Below are 17627 nucleotides of genomic sequence, written 5' to 3'. Positions count from 1 at the left end.
TTCAGCACCCCCGCACCCTACGCAAAGGCAAGTTTCCCCCGTGGCCCCACAGATCACACCCCGCCCGGACAGAAACCGCACGCTGTCCGGCCCGATTCTCAAGCGCAATAGAGATAAGGACGGGAGTTCGACCTACGATCAGCGCCTGCTCGAGATGGGCCGCGCCGATCACGATTGGAAGCACGCGGATCCGTGGCGCGTCATGCGCATCACCAGCGAGTTCGTCTCCGGTTTTGATGCACTGCAGGATCTGGGCTGGGCCGTGACTGTTTTCGGGTCGGCACGCCTGGGCGAGGGCACCCCGGAGTACGAGCAGGCCCGCGAGTTGGGCAAGGCCCTTGTTGACGCTGGGTACGCCGTCATCACCGGCGGCGGCCCCGGCCTGATGGAAGGCCCGAACCGTGGCGCGCACGAGGCAGAAGGCATGTCCGTCGGGCTGGGTATTGAGCTGCCGTTCGAGCAGGGCCTCAACGACTGGGTCGACCTGGGTCTGAACTTCCGCTACTTCTTCGCCCGCAAGACGATGTTCTTGAAGTACTCCCAGGGCTTCATCTCGCTTCCCGGCGGCTACGGCACGATGGACGAGGTCTTCGAGGTCCTCTGCATGATCCAGACCGGCAAGGTGACCAACTTCCCGATGGTCCTGTTGGGCACCGAGTTCTGGTCCGGCTTGGTGGACTGGATCCGCGGTCAGCAGCTCGCCCGCGGCCTGATCTCTCCGGGTGATGATGAGCTTTTCCTTGTCACCGACTCCGTCGAAGAAGCCGTGGAGTACATTTGCGCGTCCCACCGCGAGATGACCGACCCGCGGAACATTCACACGCCGCACCAAGCCTGATGGGTGAGATGGCCCGGATCATGGGCATCCTCAACCGCACCCCGGACTCCTTCTACGACAAGGGTGCGACGTATGCCTTCGACAGCGCCGTCGAGCGAGCCCGCCGAATAGTCGCCGAGGGCGCGAGCATTATCGACGTCGGAGGTGTCAAGGCCGGACCCGGCGACACCGTCAGTGTGGCGGAGGAGATCGACCGGATCGTTCCGCTGATTGCTGCGGTCCGCGAGGAAGTCTCCGCAAGCACCGTCGACATTTCCGCCGACACGTGGCGCCCGGAGGTCGCCGAAGCCGCGATTGCGGCGGGCGCCACCATCATCAACGACACGTGGGCGGGCTGGGAGCCGGAGCTCGTCGAGGTCGCCGGCGCCCACAAGGTCGGCTACGTCTGCTCTCACACGGGTGGTGCCACCCCGCGGACACGCCCGCACCGGGTGCATTATGACGACGTGGTCGCTGACATCATCTCCGAAACCACCGCGCTGGCCGAGCGCGCAGTTTCTTGCGGCGTGCCGGAGGACAAGGTCTTCATCGACCCCACACACGACTTCGGCAAGAACACTTTTCACGGCTTGGAGATTCTCCGGCGTGTCGACGAGATCGTCGCCACCGGTTGGCCCGTCCTCATGGCCCTGTCGAACAAGGACTTCATCGAAGAGACACTGGGCAAGAACGGCCAGCCCGTCGGGGAGCGCGTCACCGGAACGCTCGCCGCGACGGCGTGGTGCGCTGCCCGCGGTGTCGCGGCCTTCCGCGTCCACGAGGTCGCCGACACCATGGACGTGCTCTACATGACCGCCGCGATCCAAGGGACTGTACCGCCCCGGGACACCGTCAGAGGACTGGGCTGATGCGCGTTTCAGTCGTGGTGCCGGCGTTGGATGAGGGGGAGACGGTAGGGGGCGTCGTCAAGCAAGCGCGTGCGTCGGGTGCTGATGAAGTTCTTGTCATCGACTCGGATTCGCGCGATGACACGGCGCAGCGTGCGGCAGAGGCGGGCGCGACCGTGGTGAACTGGCGCGACATTGACCCGCAACCTGTGCGCCCCGGCAAGGGGGAGGCGTTGTGGCGCGGGGTGAAGGCGGCGAGCGGCGATGTCGTTGTGTTTCTCGACGCTGATGTCACCACCGTCGAACCGTGGTGGGTCGATACGCTCGCCGCACCGCTCGAGGACCCGGCGATCCACCTGGTCAAGGCCGCGTACCGCCGCGCCAACGACGGCGGCCGCGTCACAGAACTGACCGCGAAACCCCTGCTGCGCCTGTTCTTTCCAGACGTGCCGCAGCTGGACCAGCCACTCGCCGGCGAGTACGCGATTCGCCGCGAGACTGCCCTGCGCCTGCCGTTCGCCGCGGGGTATGGCGTGGAGGCGGGACTGCTTATCGACGTCACCACCCACCACGGCCCCGCATCCGTCACCCAAGTGGACCTCGGGTTGAAAACCCACCGCAACCGGCCGTTGACGGAGCTGACGCAGATGTCCGAAACGGTCGCGCGGACCATTCTGTCGCGCGCAGGGGTGCTCGAGCCGCACGCCGAGCGTCCGCCGTGGGTGCGGTAATATCCCCAGCATGCTGTCTTGGTTGCTGCTCATCCTCGTCATCGCCGCCATCGCCGTGTTCGGCGCGTGGGTGTCCGCGTCGATCTTCGGCCGCGGCGAAGTGCTGCCGCCGATGGATGAGCCGCACGACGTCATGGAAGCCAACCGCGCCGCCGTCGAGGGCGGCCGCATCGACGACATCGCGCTCGAAGTCGTCCCGCGCGGGTACCGCCAGGATCAGGTGGATGCACTCGTGGAGCAGCTCGTCGCCAAGTGCGGGATAGCCCCTGGGGCGGTCCCGGAGCTGGCTCCGGCCGCGCCGAATGAGCGTAAGATTGTAGACACCTTAACCGAGGGTTCTGAGCGAGGATCCTCTCACCTACATGTCGAGGAGTGACACTGCATGGCTGCAATGAAGCCACGTACCGGAAATGGTCCCATGGAGGTTGTGGAGGAAAGCCGCAAGATTGTCATGCGCATTCCGTCCGACGGTGGCGGCCGTCTCGTTGTGGAGCTGAACAACGAAGAGGCGGCTGAGCTGGGCAACCTGCTGCTCGGCGTCGCAGGCGAGTAAGCCGCATGCTGCGAGATATTGTCGACGTTCTCGCTGACCCCGTCGACGGCACACCTTTGCACGGCGCAGATGATTTCGCGCGTCTGGTGTCTGAGTCCGGGCATTCCTACGATGTAGCACGCCAAGGGTATGTCACGCTCGCGTCCGGTGCGGGCATCGCGCATGAGGGTGACAGCCCGGCGATGGTCGTTTCCCGCGAGGCGTTCTTGTCGCGTGGGCACTTCGCGCCGTTCGTGGAGACAGTCACCGAACGCGTCCTCGACGCCCTTGCGCTTAACGACGATTCCTCCGATCCCTCCGCCCCCACCATCCTCGAAGTCGGTGCCGGCACCGGTTACTACCTGGCCCACACGCTCGATGCGGTGGACGGGGCACGCGGGGTCGGTGTGGACATTTCGGTCCCGGCGGCGAAACATCTGGCGAAGTCGCACCCGAGAGTGGGCGCGATCGTCGCGGATGTGTGGCAGGGGCTGCCGGTGCGTGACCAGTCCGTCGACGTGATCACGGTCATCTTCGCGCCGCGCAACCCGGCCGAGTTCGCCCGAGCGCTTGTTGGCGGCGGTGAGGCGATCATTCTCACGCCTCAATCCGGCCACCTCGACGAACTGCGTGAGCCGCTGGGCATCCTCGGCGTCGAAGAGGGCAAAGTCGAGCGAATGCTTGAGCAGGCCGCCGGCTACCTGGAACCGGTCGGCGACGACCCGCACGAATTGATCGAGTTCCCCATGAAGCTCGACCGCGAATCGATTGCCGCCCAGGTGGGCATGAGCCCCTCGGCACGCCATCTCGCCCCGGAGGTTCTCGCCGAGCGCGTCGCCGCTCTACCGGAGACGATGACGGTGACGGCGCGGGCGCAGCTCACCCGCCTCCGGAAGGTCTAGGCGCGAAGGACTTAGCGCGCGGCGTGTTTAGCGCGCAGCGCCGCGGCGCCACTGGTTGAGGATCTGCGCGTCACCGGAGGTGCTCACGCGCAATCCCGTCGCGCCGACCTCGGGCCAGAAGCGGCTGGAGAAGGTGACGGCGCCGCCGCCGGCGAAGATTTCGAGGGCGGAGCCGTCGATAAGCACGGAGATGTGGTCCTCGTCCTCGTCGTCGAGCGAGGCGGAGGCCGGATCACCGTCGTGCCTATCCACGGTGATCTGGTCGCCGGAGTGGGTGATGGTCACGCAGACGTTGTCGGCGGCGTCGACAATCTCGACCTTCACTTCGGAGCCGGCAGGGATGTCGCACATGCCGGTCCACAGCATCGCATGCTCGGTGGCGTCGACGGCGGCGGGCAGGCCCGGAGCGGGGGTCTGGTAGAGCTGCCCGCCGGCGAGGGTGACCACGCGCGGCAGGGACAGGGCGTTGGCCCAGCCTTCCGCTGCCCAGGACGGCTGGGATGTCGGGTCGCCACCGCGACCGGTTTCTGCGAGGAGGCCGAAGATGCGGGCTTCGGCGTAGCGCTCGTCGTCGGAAAGCGTGCCGGGCACGAAGTTGGTGGTGCGGGGGCGGGTGAAGTCGTGGCCGTGGTCGATGCGGCTAAACGGTGCTTTGACGGTGAATTCGTTGCCGTTGAGCTCGCCGATCAGGTAGCCGGATAGGTCCCATTTGTCCAGCTCTTGGGTGAGGAAGAGGACGTCGTAGATGAAGCCGTCGACTTCGTCTCGCAGGCGGAAGATGCGGGGAGCGACGACAGGGACGTCCGAAGGAATGCCGGTGTCGCCGACGAAGCGCAGCGGGCCGATGAGCGTCCAGGTGTCCTCTTCGGCGGATTCGAGCACGACGGGCATGGGGCTGTCGGCCTCACCGGTGCTGGCGAGCATGAGCCAGCCGGATTGGCCCTGCTCACGGTCGTCGGAGGCGCTCCAGTCGGGCACGACACACGGGGAGCGGAAGCGGATGAAGCGGCCTTTGTCTTTCACCACTGGGCCCATGCGGCGCACACCGGGGTCAATCTCGCTGGAGTCGGAGATGTTGTCGCAGAGGGAACCGATGTCGTCGATACGCGCGACCTGGATCGTGGTGCCGGCAGATGTCTCGGACGTGAAGTAGAGGTCGGTGCCTGCGGGTCCAGCGACGACAGAACCGGCGAGCACGCGCGTTTCGCCGCCGACGGGTGCGATGACATCGTTGCACTCGTAGAAGTCGAACGGGTTGCCCTCGGAGAACTTGTGCGCCCAGCGCGCGGGTGCGCCCGGTTCGGCTTCGTACTGGTAGAACAGGTGCCAGTCGTCGCCGTCGCGAAGCATGCCGGCAGCGGCGTCGAGGATGCCGTTGTCCGCAGTGACGTGCAGTTCCGGTCTCAAGGTGCTCAACTGTGCTCCTTTGTTAGATCAGCGACTTGTAAATGTCGACGGTCTCCTGGGCGATCTTGTCCCAGGTGAATTCTTTCTTCACGCGCGCCAGGCCTGCCTGCGCGTAGCGTTTGGTCAGGTCGGCGTCCGCGGCGAGCGTGTTGACGGCCTCGGCCAGATCCTTCTCGAAGGTTTCTGTGTCGTCTTTGTCGTAGTGGACCAGGGTACCTGTCTCACCGTCGACGACAACCTCCGGAATGCCGCCCACGTCGGAGGCGACAACAGCGGTTTCGCACGCCATAGCCTCCAGGTTGACGATGCCCAGCGGCTCATACACCGACGGACAGACGAAGATGTCTGCGGCGGAGTAAATCTCGCGGATTTCTTCCTTCGGCAGCATGTCGGTGACCCAGTACACGCCTCCGCGGCCTTCACGCAGCTTATCGACGAGCGCCTGCGTCTCGTCCGCAATCTCCGGCGTATCCGGAGCACCCGCACAGAGAATGATCTGAATGTCCTCGTCGAAGTCCTGGGCCGCCTTGACCAGGTGGGGGACACCTTTTTGGCGGGTGATGCGGCCGACGAACGCGACGACGGGCTTGGAGGTGTCTACGCCGAGGCGCTCGATGACACCGTTGCTCTCCGCGTCACTAGGGGCGACGCGGTGCCAGTCTTCCGTGTCGATGCCGTTGAGCACGACGTGGACCTTGTCTTCGTCGATGTTCGGGTAGGCCTCGAGGATCGCTTTCTTCATGCCGGTGGAGACACCGATGACCGCGTCGGCGTTTTCCATCGCGTTCTTCTCGGACCAGGAGGAGATGTCGTAACCGCCGCCGAGCTGCTCGCGCTTCCACGGGCGGTCCGGTTCCAGCGAGTGGGCAGTGACCACGTGGGGGACACCGTGCAGGAGGCCAGCAAGGTGGCCGCCCAGGCCGGTGTACCAGGTGTGCGAGTGGACCACGTCGACGTTGTCGGCGGCATGCGCCATCCGGAGACCAGTGGACAGCGTCTTGATCGCGCCGTTGGCCTCGGTCAGTTCCGGGTCGACGCCGTGGACGTAGATGTTCTCGCCCTCGCGCGGTTCGCCCATGCAGTGGACGTCCACGTCGACGATGTCACGCATGAAACGGGTCAGTTCAGTCACGTGGACACCTGCCCCGCCGTACACTTCCGGCGGGTACTCGCGGGTCATCATTCCGACTCTCATGCTTTCCGAGACTAGTGACATTTCAAACCGTGCGCACGGATGGGATTTTCCCTAGTCTGGGCAGTATGAACAGTCGCCAGCCGAATGTCCTCGCCATCGTCCTCGCCGGCGGTGAAGGCAAGCGCCTTTTCCCGCTGACTCTCGACCGTGCCAAGCCTGCCGTGCCCTTTGGCGGTAACTACCGCCTCATCGATTTCGTACTGTCCAACCTGGTCAACGCCGGATATATGCGCATCGCTGTGTTGACGCAGTACAAGTCGCATTCGTTGGACCGTCACGTGGCTACCGCGTGGAACTTCTCCGGCCCGACGCACCAGTACATCGCGTCCGTGCCGGCGCAGCAGCGCCTGGGCAAGCGCTGGTACCAAGGGTCGGCGGACGCGCTGCTGCAGTCGCTCAACCTGATCTTCGACGAGTCTCCGGATTATGTCCTGGTCTTCGGCGCCGACCACGTCTACCGCATGGACCCGGCGCAGATGGTGGAGGACCACATTGCGTCCGGCAAGGAATGCACGGTTGCTGGCATCCGCGTCCCGCGTTCTGAGGCCACGGCGTTCGGGTGCATCCAGGCTGACGAGAACGGCTCCATCACCGAGTTCCTGGAGAAGCCGGCTGACCCTCCGGGCACCCCGGACGACCCGGATGTTACCTACGCGTCGATGGGCAACTACTGCTTCTCCACGGAGGCGCTCATCTCCGCTCTGCGCGAGGACAATGTCAACGAGGCGTCTGAGCACGACATGGGCGGCGACATCATCCCGTTCTTCGTGCGTAAAGGCCAAGCTAATGTTTACGACTTCTCCTCCAACGAGGTTCCGGGCGCGACCGAGCGCGATAAGGGCTACTGGCGTGATGTCGGTACGATCGACAATTTCTACGACGCGCACATGGATCTCATCTCGATCCACCCGGTGTTCAACCTCTACAACAAGTCCTGGCCGATTCACTCGACCGAGGACGAGAACCTGCCGCCGGCAAAGTTCGTCTCCGGCGGTATTGCGCAGGAGTCCATCATTGCGCCGGGTTCGATCATTTCAGGTGCGACGGTGCGCAACTCGGTGCTGTCTACTGACGTGCACGTCGAGGACGGCGCGACGGTCGAATCTTCAGTCCTCATGCCGGGTGTGCGCGTGGGCAAGGGCGCCATTGTCCGCCACGCGATCCTGGACAAGAACGTCTACGTGTCCGACGGCGGCACGGTGGGCATCAACCGTGCCCACGACGAGGAGCGCGAGTTCAAGATCTCTGACGGCGGGGTCACCGTCGTGGGCAAGGGCGAGGTAGTGTACTAGCCTTTTCGCGTCACCAGCGTCACGCCGGCATCCAGCGGCAGACGCGTGACGACGGCCCCCTCAAACCCCTCCACAACCTCATCCGCTTCACGGGCGGCGAGGGTGTCGCGGTCTTTCCGGGAGGGGTCGGCGATGGTGCCGTCGAGAAGCGATCCCACGACCACGAGGGTGCCGCCGGGGCTGAGCAGTGGCCATGCGGCCTCGATCGCGGCCGGCAGGTCGACGGGCTCAACGTCCATGTAAACCACGTGGTACGCCTGCGTGGCCAGGCGGCCCAGCACGTCGACCGGGCGCGAGGGGAGGAACCGGGTGCGCGAGGTGGGGTAGCCCGCTTCGCGGAACAGCGCTTTCGCGCGGTTTTGGTGATCCGCCTCCGGATCGATACAGGTCAATGTGGATTTTTCGGGCAGGCCGTGGAGGATGTGCAGCCCGACGACACCGGCGGCCGGGGTGATCGCCACCGCGCCCGTCGCGCCAGAACCCGCCGCACCTGCGCCTGCAGCCAGGGTGCCCAGCAGGTTGCCGAGGGCGGGGGAGGGGGCGGTGAGGCCGTACTCGGCGGCGTCGGCACGCGCGATGGCATGGTTGGCGTCCATCGGCGCGGATTCGATGTAACTAGTCAGGGAAGTAAATGCAGAATCGCTCACGCGCCTCATCCTACTGGGCCGCGGGGGCAGGGACTGTCAGCAACTTGGCAGGACCTGTTATGGCGTGCGGAAAGGGGATGGGGGACAATAACACCATGAGTTTGGTGTCCTCCGATCAAGAGCTAAGCGGCACGGCCGCATTCGACGCGGGGCACTCTGCGATGCCGACCTGGGCGGAGCTCGTGGAGGAACACGCCGACAGCGTCTACCGTCTCGCGTTTCGTCTTTCCGGTAACCAGCAGGACGCGGAAGATCTGACGCAGGAAACGTTCATGCGCGTGTTCCGCAGCGTGAAGTCCTACAAGGCGGGCACCTTCGAGGGCTGGCTGCACCGCATCACCACCAACCTGTTCCTGGACATGGTGCGCCACCGCAGCAAGATCCGCATGGAGGCTCTGCCGGAGGATTATGAGCGTGTTCCGGGCACCGCGATGACGCCAGAGCAGGCATATAACGTCTCCAACCTGGATCCTGCGCTGCAGGAGGCGCTCGACGAGCTCAGCCCTGAATTCCGTGTCTCCGTCGTGCTGTGTGATGTGGTGGGCATGAGCTACGAAGAGATCGCCAAGACGCTCGGCGTGAAGATGGGCACCGTCCGCTCCCGCATCCACCGCGGCCGCAGCCAGCTGCGCGACTCCCTCGAGGCGAAAGCCCGCACCAACGAGGGGGCCCGCGAGCTCATCCGCGCGCGCTAAGGGGCTCGGCATGCGCCAGTTCGATTCCATCGACCACTTGAGTTACGAGGCTGTCGCCGCGCTTATCGACGGCGAACTGTCCCCCTCCGCCACCCAACGCGCCCACTCGCACCTCGCCGAATGCTCTGACTGCCGGGAGGAAACGCAGCGCCAGCAAGCGGCTGCTGCGGCAGTGCGGTTGCACAATGGGGATGGGTGTTTGCGGGCGCCGCGTTCGCTCGTCGAAAAGCTCGCGTTGATGACGGACGGTGAGATCCCCGCCGAAGAAACGCACTCGCTGTGGTCGAAGTTGCGCGGCGGGTTAAAGTAAAGGCGTGTTTGATTCCATTGGCTGGCTCGAGATCTTTGTTGTCATTCTCGTGGGCCTCATCGTCATCGGGCCTGAGCGCCTGCCTGGAGTCATCGAGGATGTCCGCGCCGCGATTTTCGCTGCCCGCCGCGCCATCAACAACGCCAAGGCCGAGCTGAACGGCGAATTCGACCAGTTCGAGGAATTCCGCCAGCCGATCAACACCGTCACCGAGTACGCCGCGATGGGCCCCAAGCGCGCCATCGCCAAAGTGCTTTTCGACGAAGAAGGCGACTACCTCGACCAATTCGACCCGCGCACAATGATGAACGAGGATCCGCGGCTAGCATCCTCCAGCAACGCGACCGGGTCCACAGCTGCTGGTACTGCTGCGCGGCAGGGCCAGCCGCAGCGGCCGCGGCGCCGTCAGCCGGGGGTGAAGAAGCAGGAGCCGCCCCAGCCCCCGCAGGCTTCGGGCGGGGGATTCTCCTGGGCTGACGTGACCTAGAGCCGCGACCCGCTTATCACGGTGAGCTAACTGTGTATCCCAGATCCTCTAGCACCGAAATTGCAGTTGGAATGTTGTCCCGGATAACCGAGCTGGCTTGTAGTTCGTAGAATTTATCGCGGCTTTCGTCAAGGTGGCGCTGCCAACCGTCCCGCGGCCTAGCTCCGAACTCCTTGACTAGTAGTTCGATGACATCTTCAAGACTAACTCTGAATCGTCGATGACCCATCGGGAAGTGAACGTCTTGCTGGTGCGCTGCGGCATCGTATTTTCCGGCTCGCGCGAGGAGTAGGCCCAACGGCACCGAATCAGAATGAAACTGAAAATGACTAGACGGTTTGTTTCGAGCATCGCGTTCATACTCAACCGCACGATCGGAACGAACTTCTGGAGAGCCTTGAACTGCACCTTGTAACTACTCGTTTCGATGGCTATCTGGGTTCCATCGGAACTCGTGCAGAGACGATATTCGCAGCGGAGGCTCAAACGGTCGCTCCCTGACTGCTCAATTTCCAGTGATTTTGTCAGGTTAAAGGTTGCACGGTTTTTATCTTTGGAGATGAGAAAGTCGCTCAACTCGGTTCTGCCGACGAGAGTGTCGTTAAGTAGGTCCTCGCTTTGCGAGGAGAAGTGGTGAACTTTCGCACTAAAAGTCTGCGAGTCCAAGGGATTCTAACCCTCGATGAGCCAGTTCAGAGATTCGTAGCGGTTGAGCAGACGCTCTTCTTCGAAGTTGATCGCACCCGCGTCTTTCAATCGGCGGAGCACATCAACGGTGTAGGGGGCCATTTCGTTCTTGACGCTGGTGAGCTGCTCCCGGAGCTGAGCTTCACTGAGCTCCTTGAACACTGGTGCTGACATGATTCCTCCTTCGCACTGAGAAACGTGACGTATTCGGGATGAATGCCACAAGAATACTGAACAAGTCAGCAGCCCGCGAATGGCTCGCCAGGTAGGGTGGGACCGCGCTAGTTACCCGTTACGCCGAGATTGAGGTTCTTGCCCGCCAGGGACTCTCGGCGCACCTTGAGCTTCTCAGCGATAGCGTTGATCGCCTGCGCCGAGGGGGAGTCAGGGGCGGAGATGGCAACGGGTGTGCCGTCATCGCCATGCTCGCGCAGCGAGGGATCGAGCGGGACGGAGCCGAGCAGGGGAACGTCCTCGCCGGTGATGACGGAGAGGCGCTCAGCCACGTGCTCGCCGCCGCCGGTGCCGAAAATGTCCAACATGGTGCCGTCGGGCATGGCCATCGCGGACATGTTCTCGATGACGCCGGCGATCTTCTGGCCGGTCTGCTGGGAGATGGAGCCGGCTCGCTCGGCGACCTCCGAGGCGGCGGCCTGCGGGGTGGTCACAATGATCAGCTCTGCGTTGGGCACGAGCTGAGCCACAGAGATGGCGATGTCACCGGTTCCCGGCGGTAAATCCATGAATAAGACGTCGAGCTCGGACCAGTACACATCGGTGAGGAACTGCTGAATAGCCCGGGTGAGCATGGGGCCGCGCCAGACAACGGGAGCGTTGCCTTCCACGAACTGGCCGATGGAGATGTGGCGGACGTCGTGGGCGATCGGGGGGAGGAGCATCTCGTCGACAACCGTGGGGCCTTGGCCGGCCGAGCCCATGAGGCCGGGCACAGAGTGGCCGTAGATATCGGCGTCGAGAATGCCCACGGTCAACCCCTGGGCCGCGAGCGACGTCGCCAAGTTGACTGTCATCGAGGACTTGCCGACACCACCCTTGCCCGACGCGACCGCGAACACGCGCGTCGTCGAACCGGGCTGAGCGAACGGAATGACCGGATCGGACTTGTCACCCTTGAGACGCTGCGCCAACGCGCGGCGCTGCTCCTCGCTCATGGTGTGCATGGTCACGCTGACTTCGCCGACGCCGTCGAGTTCCTCAAGCACCGCGCGCACGTTGCCGTGGATAGTGTCGCGCATCGGGCATGCCGCGATGGTCAGATAGATGCCCACGGCGACATCGCGGCCTTCGATCCGGACAGATTCGACCATGTCGAGGTCGGTGATCGGTTTGCCGATCTCGGGGTCGTCGACACGCGCGAGGGCGTTGCGGACAGCTGCTTCGGTAATTGGTGCGGTGTCACTCATCGTGGGAACAGTATATGTCAGTGCTCAACCTGCTCCTAGCCTGGCATTACAATCATGGGAGTACGCGATATCTATTACCGAATTGAGGATTAGCAGCCATGACCCAGCCGTATAACCAGCAAGCCCGCCCGCAAGCGTTGCAGCGCCCGTCCGGGTGGCCGGTCGGTAGCTTCAATACCTACGCCGAGGCGCAAGCTGCTGTCGACGGCCTGTCCGACCGAGAGTTCCCCGTCGAGAACCTGACCATCGTCGGTGTGGACCTGATGCAGGTGGAGAAGGTCACCGGGCGGCTGACTTGGGGGCGCGTCCTGGGCGGCGGTGCGCTGTCGGGCCTGTGGCTGGGTCTGTTCGTCGGTCTGCTGTTCGCAATGTTCAGCCCCAACGTCTGGGGTTCGCTGTTCACCGCGCTCGTTATCGGTGTCATCTTCGGCCTCATCTTCGCGGCCGCCGGTTATGCATTCACGCAGGGTAAGCGCGACTTCTCCTCCATGACCACCATCGTCGCTGGGCGTTACGACGTCCTCTGCGAAGCCTCCCAAGCCCCCCGCGCCAGGGACATGATCAACCAAATGGGCAAGCCGGGACAGCCCGCGCCGCAGCGGGAGCAGATCCAGCAGGGGCAGCCGCGGGAGCCGCATGTTGGTGCCCAGCCGCACGAGCCGCACGAGCCGCAAGCGCGTCCTCAGACCGCCCAGCCGGAACCGGCACCGCACGAGCGTCCGGTTCAGCCGGAGGAGCTCCGCTGGCGGCCGGTGGGGGTGGAGGCGTCGGAAAGCTACCGCGTTGAACCGCGCGACCACGCTGAAACCAACATTGACCCCGACAACCCGGCTCACCCGGAGCGTTAAGTGCTGGGGAGAAAACTCGCTGTCAACGTCCTCGCAGTGGCCACTGCGCTGACGCTTTCGTCCTGCGCGCAGGACGGTTCTGAACCGGTGGTCATTGCCGCCGATCCTTCCGATCCGGAGCAGTGGGTGCTTGCCGAGATCTACCGGCAGGTCATTGAACTCGACGGCCGCCCGGTCGGCATCGTCGGCGTTGAACTCGCGACTGCCTCAGACAAGCTGGAAATGCTCCAGTCGGGTGAAGCGAATCTGGGAGTCTTCTGCTCCGGCACCCTTGTGGAAGGCGAGAACCCCGGTGAGGAAGCGAAGCTCCGCGCGCAGATCGCCACCGCAAATGAAGAAGACCTGGATATCCAGCACGCAACGTACGACGCTGCTGCTGGCACGCTTCCCGGTGATTTCATGACGTTGGATCCTTCGCCAGCTCAAGGGTGCGAACCCGAGGACGACGGCGGTGCTTTGCAGAATCCGGAAAGCACACGCGGGGTTGAGCCGAGACGCGGGGGCAACGCGAAACCGGAGGACGATATCCCGGAGGGACAGCCCCCAGAAGGGCAACCCACGGACGCACCGCCAACGGACGCACTACCCACGAACGCACCGCCCGCCGAGGCGAGCGAACAGGAGACTCTGCCACGCAACATCATGCCCGTCTTCAAGGTGGGATTGTTCGATCGTGGTATCCGGCAAGCGATGCATAAGGCCACCCGCGCGCTGAGCACGGAGGATCTCCAAAGGCTGGTCGAGCGGACGAAGGCGGAGGGAGACCCGTCGCGTGCCGTGAACGACTGGATGATGGAGAAGACCGGTATGGGCGCTGAACTTCAGCGCATCGTCGAGGAAGGCGAAGCCCGGGACTCCTGAGTCGTGGCGCCCGATGCCCGTGGGGCGCTACAGGTGCCGCGCAAGCGTTACGAAAAGCCCGCCACCCGGAGGTTGAACTCCAGGTGGCGGGCTTTAGGTTCTCTAAGGGGAAGGGTTAGTCGGCGAAAGCTTCGTCGAGAAGCGCCTTCTCCTCTTGCTGGTGCACCTTGGACACGCCGGTCGCAGTCGTGGACTGGGAGCGGCGCGAGATGCGGCGCATCGGCGGCATGTTCTCCACGTAGTTGGCCAGGTGCTCGTTGTAGAACGGCCACGGACCCTGGTTTGCGGGCTCGTCCTGGACGAAGCGGATCTCTTCGGCGTTCGGGTAGTTGGCGAAGGCGTCGGAGAGGCGGTTGAAGGGGATCGGGTGGAGCATCTCGATGCGGATGATCGCGACGTCGTCACGCCCGTCCTTCTGGCGGCGCTTCTCCAACTCGTAGTAGATCTTGCCGGAGCACAGCATGATCGTCTTGACCTTCTCGGCATCGCCGATGACCTTGTTGTTCGCGTCAACGAGGTGCGGGTCATCGATGACGGAACGGAACCCGGTGGTCTCGATGAATTCTGCCGGCTGCGAGACAGCTGCCTTGTTGCGCAGCATGGACTTCGGGGTGAAGATGACCAGCGGGCGGCGCATTTCACCGAGCGCCTGGCGGCGCAGCAGGTGGAAGTGGTTAGCCGGGGTGGACGGCTGAGCGATGGTCATGGACCCCTCAGCAACGAGCTGCAGGAAGCGCTCGATGCGTGCCGACGAGTGGTCCGGGCCCTGGCCCTCGTAACCGTGCGGCAGCAGCATGATCAGGCTGGAAAGCTGGCCCCACTTGGTCTCACCGGAGGAGATGTACTCGTCGATGATGGTCTGGCCGCCGTTGGCGAAGTCGCCGAACTGGGCCTCCCAAGCAACCAGGGCGTCCGGGTTGCCGACGGTGTAGCCGTACTCGAAGCCCAGACCGCCGAACTCCGTCAGAGCGGAGTTGTAGATCTGGAAGCGGCCGCCGTTGCCAGCCTCGATGGCGATGGCGTCGAGCGGGTTGTACTGTTCCGCGGTGCTCGGGTCGAACAGGACACCGTGGCGCTGGGTGAAGGTACCGCGCTTGGAATCCTCGCCGGCGAGGCGGACGAGCTTGCCGCCGTGCGCCAGGGAGCCGAAGGCGAGCAGCTCGCCCCATGCCCAGTCGATGTCGCCACCGTCGAAGGAGCCGCCGCGGGCCTTCAGAACGGTCTTCAGGCGCTTGTTCGGCGTGAAGTCGTCCGGCAGGTTGGCGTAAGCATCAGCCAGCTTCTTGAACAGGTCCTCGTCGATGGAGGTGTCCAGGCCGCGGGTGAGCTCCTGGGACTCGGTGATGCCGGTCTGCTCGGCGGGGGAGCCGCCGCCTTCCTTGACGTCGTTGAACACGGAGTCCAGCTGGTCGTGGAAGTCCTGTGCGGCGATTTCGGCCTCTTCCTCGGTGATATCGCCACGGCCGATGAGGTCCTTGGTGTAGCGGGTACGCACGGAGGGGTGGGAGTCGATGCGCTCGTACATGACCGGCTGGGTTACCGATGGATCATCAGCCTCGTTGTGGCCGCGCAGGCGGTAGCAGATGAGGTCGATGAAGACATCTTTGCCGAATTCGCGGCGGTACTCGGTGGCCAGCTGGCCGACCCATGCGGCTGCTTCAGGGTCGTCGCCGTTGACGTGGAAGACCGGGCAGTCGAAGCCCTTGGCCAGGTCGGTGGCGTAGTAGGTGGAACGGCCCTGGTCCGGGGTGGTGGTGAAGCCGACCTGGTTGTTCACCACGATGTGGACGGTGCCGCCGACATCGTAGCCGGTCAGCTTGGACATGTTCAGGGTCTCCTGAACCACGCCCAGGCCGGTGAAGGAGGCGTCGCCGTGGAGCATCATCGGGACGATCGGGTGGTCGTCGGCGGGCTGGCCGTGGTTGATGATGTCCTGCTTCGCGCGGGCGATACCGACCAGAACCGGGTCGACAGCTTCCAGGTGGGACGGGTTGGCGGCCAGGGAGACCTTGATGTCGCCGTCGCCGAACATCTGGATGTGCTCGCCTTCGAAGCCGAGGTGGTACTTCACGTCGCCGGAGCCGCCCTGCTGGGCGGGCTGCAGGTTGCCCTCGAACTCGCCGAAGATGGTCTTGACCGGCTTGCCCACGATGTTGAACAGCACGTTCAGGCGGCCGCGGTGCGGCATGCCAATGACAACCTCGTCCAGGCCCTGGCCGGCAGCGGTGTCAATGACGGCATCCATGAGCGGGATCAGTGTTTCCGCACCCTCGAGGGAGAAGCGCTTCTGGCCCAGGTACTTGGTCTGCAGGAAGTTCTCGAAGGCCTCAGCGGCGTTGAGCTTCTGCAAGATGTACTTCTGCTCCGCGTTGGTCGGCTTGGGCATGCCCACCTCGAGGCGGTCGCGCAGCCAGTCGCGCTCGTCGCGGTCGAGGACGTGGGTGTACTCGGCACCGACGTGGAGGGTGTAGGCGGCGCGCAGGCGGGTAATCACCTCGCGCAGCGTCATGGTCTCCTTGCCGCCGAAGCCGCCGACGTTGAACGTGCGGTCCAGGTCCCACAGGGTCAGGCCGTGGGTCTCCAGCAGCAGGTCGGACACGTCCGGCTTGGGCAGGCCCGGCTGCTCCCAGTTGAGCGGGTTGGTGTCGGCGATGAGGTGGCCGCGGGAGCGGTACGCCTCAATCAGGTTCATCACACGGGTGGACTTGTCCACACCGGTGTTGGGGATGTCCTGCGCCCAACGCATCGGGGCGTACGGGATGGACATGGCGTCGAAGATTTCGTCCCAGAATTTATCGTCGATAAGCAACTGGGAGATGTCGCGCAGGAACTCGCCGGACTCCGCGCCCTGGATGACGCGGTGGTCGTAGGTGGAGGTCAGCGTGGTCAGCTTGCCCACACCGAGCTCGGCGAGACGGTCCTCAGAAGCACCGGCGAACTCAGCCGGGTAGTCCATCGCGCCGACACCGACGATGGTGCCCTGGCCCTTGGTCAGGCGCGGGATGGAGTGGCGGGTGCCAATACCGCCCGGGTTGGTCAGCTGAATGGTGACACCCTGGAAGTCGTCGATCTTCAGCTTGTTGTCGCGGGCGCGGGCGACAATGTCCTCGTACGCCCGGACAAACTGCTCGAAGGTGAGGGTCTCGCACTCCTTGATGGCGGCGACCACGAGCGCGCGGGTGCCGTCCTTCTGCGGGAGGTCAATAGCTAGACCGAGGTTAATGTGCTCCGGCGTGACCACGAACGGTTTGCCGTCCTTGACGGTGTAGTTGACGTTCATGCCCGGGTGGATCATGGCGGACTTCACAATGGCCCAGCCGATGATGTGCGTGAACGAGATCTTGCCGCCGCGGGTGCGCTTGAGGTGGTCGTTGATCTGCGCACGGTTTTCGAACATGAGCTTGACCGGCATGTCGCGCACGGTCGTCGCCGTCGGAACGGTCAGGGACTCGTCCATGTTCTTAGCGATGGCCTTGAAGGTGCCCTTCAGCTGGGTCTCGCCAGCCTCAGGCAGCGGCTTGACTTTTTCCATCGGGGACGGCTTCGGGGTCTTCTTAGCTGCGTTCTTCTCGGAAGGCTGGGACTTGGCCGTAGTCTCAATCGCCTTGTCCACCTTGGTTTCGCGGCCGTCCTGGGACGGGGCACCGGTGGTCTCAGCGACCTTGGTTTCGGTGCGGGCCCGGTGCGGGCGGTCGTTGGAGCCGCTGTCTGCTGCGGCCTTCTTAGCAGCCGGGGAGGCAAGCGGCGCTCCGGAGTCCGGGGTGCCCTTCTTGTCGAACAACTCGCGCCACTCTTCGTCGACGGAGTTGGGATCCTCCTGGTACTGCTGGAACATCTCATCAACCAGCCAGTCATTTTGGCCGAAAGTGTTCTCGCTGCTCACGGCAGTTGCTCGCCTCGCTTCTTTGTTGTTTTCCGTGTAATCGGTTTGTTTTATCGGGTCA

19 protein-coding genes are annotated in these 17627 nt (G+C 64.1%); 12 read left to right on the top strand and 7 right to left on the bottom strand.

From position 1 onward, the window contains the following. The first annotated feature begins 40 nt into the window (after positions 1–40). The 6 genes from HMPREF0291_RS09620 to HMPREF0291_RS09600 are packed head-to-tail and all read left to right on the top strand — an operon-like array spanning position 41 to position 3830. A complete protein-coding gene (locus tag HMPREF0291_RS09620; RefSeq protein ID WP_005290797.1) occupies positions 41–838 on the top strand; it encodes an LOG family protein in 798 nt (265 codons plus the stop codon). After that, positions 838–1686: a dihydropteroate synthase gene (folP, locus tag HMPREF0291_RS09615; RefSeq protein WP_005290793.1), complete on the top strand. Its 849-nt coding sequence runs from the start codon at positions 838–840 to the stop codon at positions 1684–1686. The genes HMPREF0291_RS09620 and folP overlap by 1 nt, the downstream gene beginning before the upstream one ends. Continuing rightward, entirely contained in the window at positions 1686–2396 is a 711-nt protein-coding gene (locus tag HMPREF0291_RS09610) for a glucosyl-3-phosphoglycerate synthase (RefSeq protein ID WP_005290790.1), read from the top strand. Before folP ends, HMPREF0291_RS09610 begins: the two co-directional genes overlap by 1 nt. Positions 2397–2406: 10 nt before the next feature. Beyond that, complete coding sequence (locus HMPREF0291_RS12085; RefSeq protein ID WP_005290787.1) at positions 2407–2772, top strand: hypothetical protein; 366 nt, start codon at positions 2407–2409, stop codon at positions 2770–2772. Positions 2773–2778: 6 nt separating this feature from the next. Then, complete coding sequence (locus HMPREF0291_RS11660) at positions 2779–2949, top strand: DUF3117 domain-containing protein (protein WP_083770323.1); 171 nt, start codon at positions 2779–2781, stop codon at positions 2947–2949. Between the two features lie 5 nt (positions 2950–2954). After that, positions 2955–3830: a methyltransferase domain-containing protein gene (locus HMPREF0291_RS09600; protein ID WP_005290781.1), complete on the top strand. Its 876-nt coding sequence runs from the start codon at positions 2955–2957 to the stop codon at positions 3828–3830. A gap of 27 nt (positions 3831–3857) precedes the next feature. Here the strand turns inward: HMPREF0291_RS09600 and HMPREF0291_RS09595 are convergent, their stop codons facing one another. Then, the gene (locus tag HMPREF0291_RS09595; RefSeq protein ID WP_005290778.1) at positions 3858–5246 is read right to left on the bottom strand and encodes a GH32 C-terminal domain-containing protein; all 1389 of its coding nucleotides are present in this window, start codon (positions 5244–5246) and stop codon (positions 3858–3860) included. Positions 5247–5259: 13 nt separating this feature from the next. After that, entirely contained in the window at positions 5260–6432 is a 1173-nt protein-coding gene (gene glgA, locus HMPREF0291_RS09590; RefSeq protein ID WP_198002196.1) for a glycogen synthase, read from the bottom strand. 65 nt (positions 6433–6497) lie between these two features. Between glgA and glgC the strand changes: the two genes are divergently transcribed. Beyond that, the gene (gene glgC, locus HMPREF0291_RS09585; protein WP_005290771.1) at positions 6498–7724 is read left to right on the top strand and encodes a glucose-1-phosphate adenylyltransferase; all 1227 of its coding nucleotides are present in this window, start codon (positions 6498–6500) and stop codon (positions 7722–7724) included. Here glgC and HMPREF0291_RS09580 read toward each other — a convergent pair. Further along, positions 7721–8380: an O-methyltransferase gene (locus tag HMPREF0291_RS09580; RefSeq protein ID WP_040423786.1), complete on the bottom strand. Its 660-nt coding sequence runs from the start codon at positions 8378–8380 to the stop codon at positions 7721–7723. The two genes, glgC and HMPREF0291_RS09580, sit on opposite strands and share 4 nt — an antisense overlap. Before the next feature lie 86 nt (positions 8381–8466). Here HMPREF0291_RS09580 and sigE point away from each other — a divergent pair, with 86 nt between their 5' ends. Genes sigE through tatB form a run of 3 tightly spaced genes read left to right on the top strand, consistent with a single transcriptional unit; the run spans position 8467 to position 9863 of the window. Further along, positions 8467–9066 (top strand): RNA polymerase sigma factor SigE, encoded by a 600-nt coding sequence (sigE, locus tag HMPREF0291_RS09575; RefSeq protein WP_370687255.1) that lies wholly within the window; start codon positions 8467–8469, stop codon positions 9064–9066. 10 nt (positions 9067–9076) lie between these two features. Next, positions 9077–9376, top strand: coding sequence for a zf-HC2 domain-containing protein (locus HMPREF0291_RS09570; RefSeq protein ID WP_005290762.1), 300 nt, complete (start codon positions 9077–9079; stop codon positions 9374–9376). 4 nt (positions 9377–9380) lie between these two features. Beyond that, entirely contained in the window at positions 9381–9863 is a 483-nt protein-coding gene (tatB, locus tag HMPREF0291_RS09565) for a Sec-independent protein translocase protein TatB (RefSeq protein WP_005290758.1), read from the top strand. Positions 9864–10040: 177 nt separating this feature from the next. Here the strand turns inward: tatB and HMPREF0291_RS09560 are convergent, their stop codons facing one another. From HMPREF0291_RS09560 to HMPREF0291_RS09550, 3 genes are all read right to left on the bottom strand, one after another. After that, entirely contained in the window at positions 10041–10529 is a 489-nt protein-coding gene (locus HMPREF0291_RS09560) for a hypothetical protein (RefSeq protein ID WP_005290755.1), read from the bottom strand. Between the two features lie 6 nt (positions 10530–10535). After that, positions 10536–10724, bottom strand: a complete 189-nt coding sequence (locus HMPREF0291_RS09555) for a hypothetical protein (protein ID WP_040423784.1) — start codon at positions 10722–10724, stop codon at positions 10536–10538. A gap of 107 nt (positions 10725–10831) precedes the next feature. Continuing rightward, positions 10832–11974, bottom strand: a complete 1143-nt coding sequence (locus tag HMPREF0291_RS09550; RefSeq protein ID WP_005290749.1) for an Mrp/NBP35 family ATP-binding protein — start codon at positions 11972–11974, stop codon at positions 10832–10834. A 98-nt stretch (positions 11975–12072) separates the two neighbouring features. On the opposite strand from HMPREF0291_RS09550, the gene HMPREF0291_RS12080 reads away from it, so the two are divergent. Then, positions 12073–12822 carry a YflT domain-containing protein gene (locus tag HMPREF0291_RS12080; RefSeq protein ID WP_005290746.1) on the top strand — a complete coding sequence of 250 codons (750 nt, stop codon included), beginning with the start codon at positions 12073–12075 and terminating at the stop codon, positions 12820–12822. Positions 12823–12858: 36 nt separating this feature from the next. After that, positions 12859–13683, top strand: coding sequence for a hypothetical protein (locus HMPREF0291_RS09540; protein ID WP_156774842.1), 825 nt, complete (start codon positions 12859–12861; stop codon positions 13681–13683). A 115-nt stretch (positions 13684–13798) separates the two neighbouring features. Here the strand turns inward: HMPREF0291_RS09540 and HMPREF0291_RS09535 are convergent, their stop codons facing one another. Further along, positions 13799–17566, bottom strand: a complete 3768-nt coding sequence (locus tag HMPREF0291_RS09535) for a multifunctional oxoglutarate decarboxylase/oxoglutarate dehydrogenase thiamine pyrophosphate-binding subunit/dihydrolipoyllysine-residue succinyltransferase subunit (RefSeq protein WP_040424536.1) — start codon at positions 17564–17566, stop codon at positions 13799–13801. Between the last annotated feature and the right edge of the window lie 61 nt (positions 17567–17627).

Origin of the sequence: Corynebacterium genitalium ATCC 33030, assembly GCF_000143825.1 — a bacterium.
GTDB lineage: Bacteria > Actinomycetota > Actinomycetes > Mycobacteriales > Mycobacteriaceae > Corynebacterium > Corynebacterium genitalium.
The sequence above is the reverse complement of the archived record's forward strand: the minus strand, read 5'-3'. Positions and strand labels throughout refer to the sequence as shown.

Coding starts and splice junctions, on each gene's coding strand:
- HMPREF0291_RS09610 (WP_005290790.1), top strand. CDS start 1,686: ATGCGCGTTTCAGTCGTGGTGCCGGCGTTGGATGAGGGGGAGACGGTA.
- sigE (WP_370687255.1), top strand. CDS start 8,467: ATGAGTTTGGTGTCCTCCGATCAAGAGCTAAGCGGCACGGCCGCATTC.
- glgC (WP_005290771.1), top strand. CDS start 6,498: ATGAACAGTCGCCAGCCGAATGTCCTCGCCATCGTCCTCGCCGGCGGT.
- HMPREF0291_RS09550 (WP_005290749.1), bottom strand. CDS start 11,974: ATGAGTGACACCGCACCAATTACCGAAGCAGCTGTCCGCAACGCCCTC.
- HMPREF0291_RS11660 (WP_083770323.1), top strand. CDS start 2,779: ATGGCTGCAATGAAGCCACGTACCGGAAATGGTCCCATGGAGGTTGTG.
- glgA (WP_198002196.1), bottom strand. CDS start 6,432: ATGAGAGTCGGAATGATGACCCGCGAGTACCCGCCGGAAGTGTACGGC.
- folP (WP_005290793.1), top strand. CDS start 838: ATGGGTGAGATGGCCCGGATCATGGGCATCCTCAACCGCACCCCGGAC.
- HMPREF0291_RS09580 (WP_040423786.1), bottom strand. CDS start 8,380: ATGAGGCGCGTGAGCGATTCTGCATTTACTTCCCTGACTAGTTACATC.
- HMPREF0291_RS09570 (WP_005290762.1), top strand. CDS start 9,077: ATGCGCCAGTTCGATTCCATCGACCACTTGAGTTACGAGGCTGTCGCC.
- HMPREF0291_RS09600 (WP_005290781.1), top strand. CDS start 2,955: ATGCTGCGAGATATTGTCGACGTTCTCGCTGACCCCGTCGACGGCACA.
- HMPREF0291_RS12085 (WP_005290787.1), top strand. CDS start 2,407: ATGCTGTCTTGGTTGCTGCTCATCCTCGTCATCGCCGCCATCGCCGTG.
- HMPREF0291_RS12080 (WP_005290746.1), top strand. CDS start 12,073: ATGACCCAGCCGTATAACCAGCAAGCCCGCCCGCAAGCGTTGCAGCGC.
- HMPREF0291_RS09555 (WP_040423784.1), bottom strand. CDS start 10,724: ATGTCAGCACCAGTGTTCAAGGAGCTCAGTGAAGCTCAGCTCCGGGAG.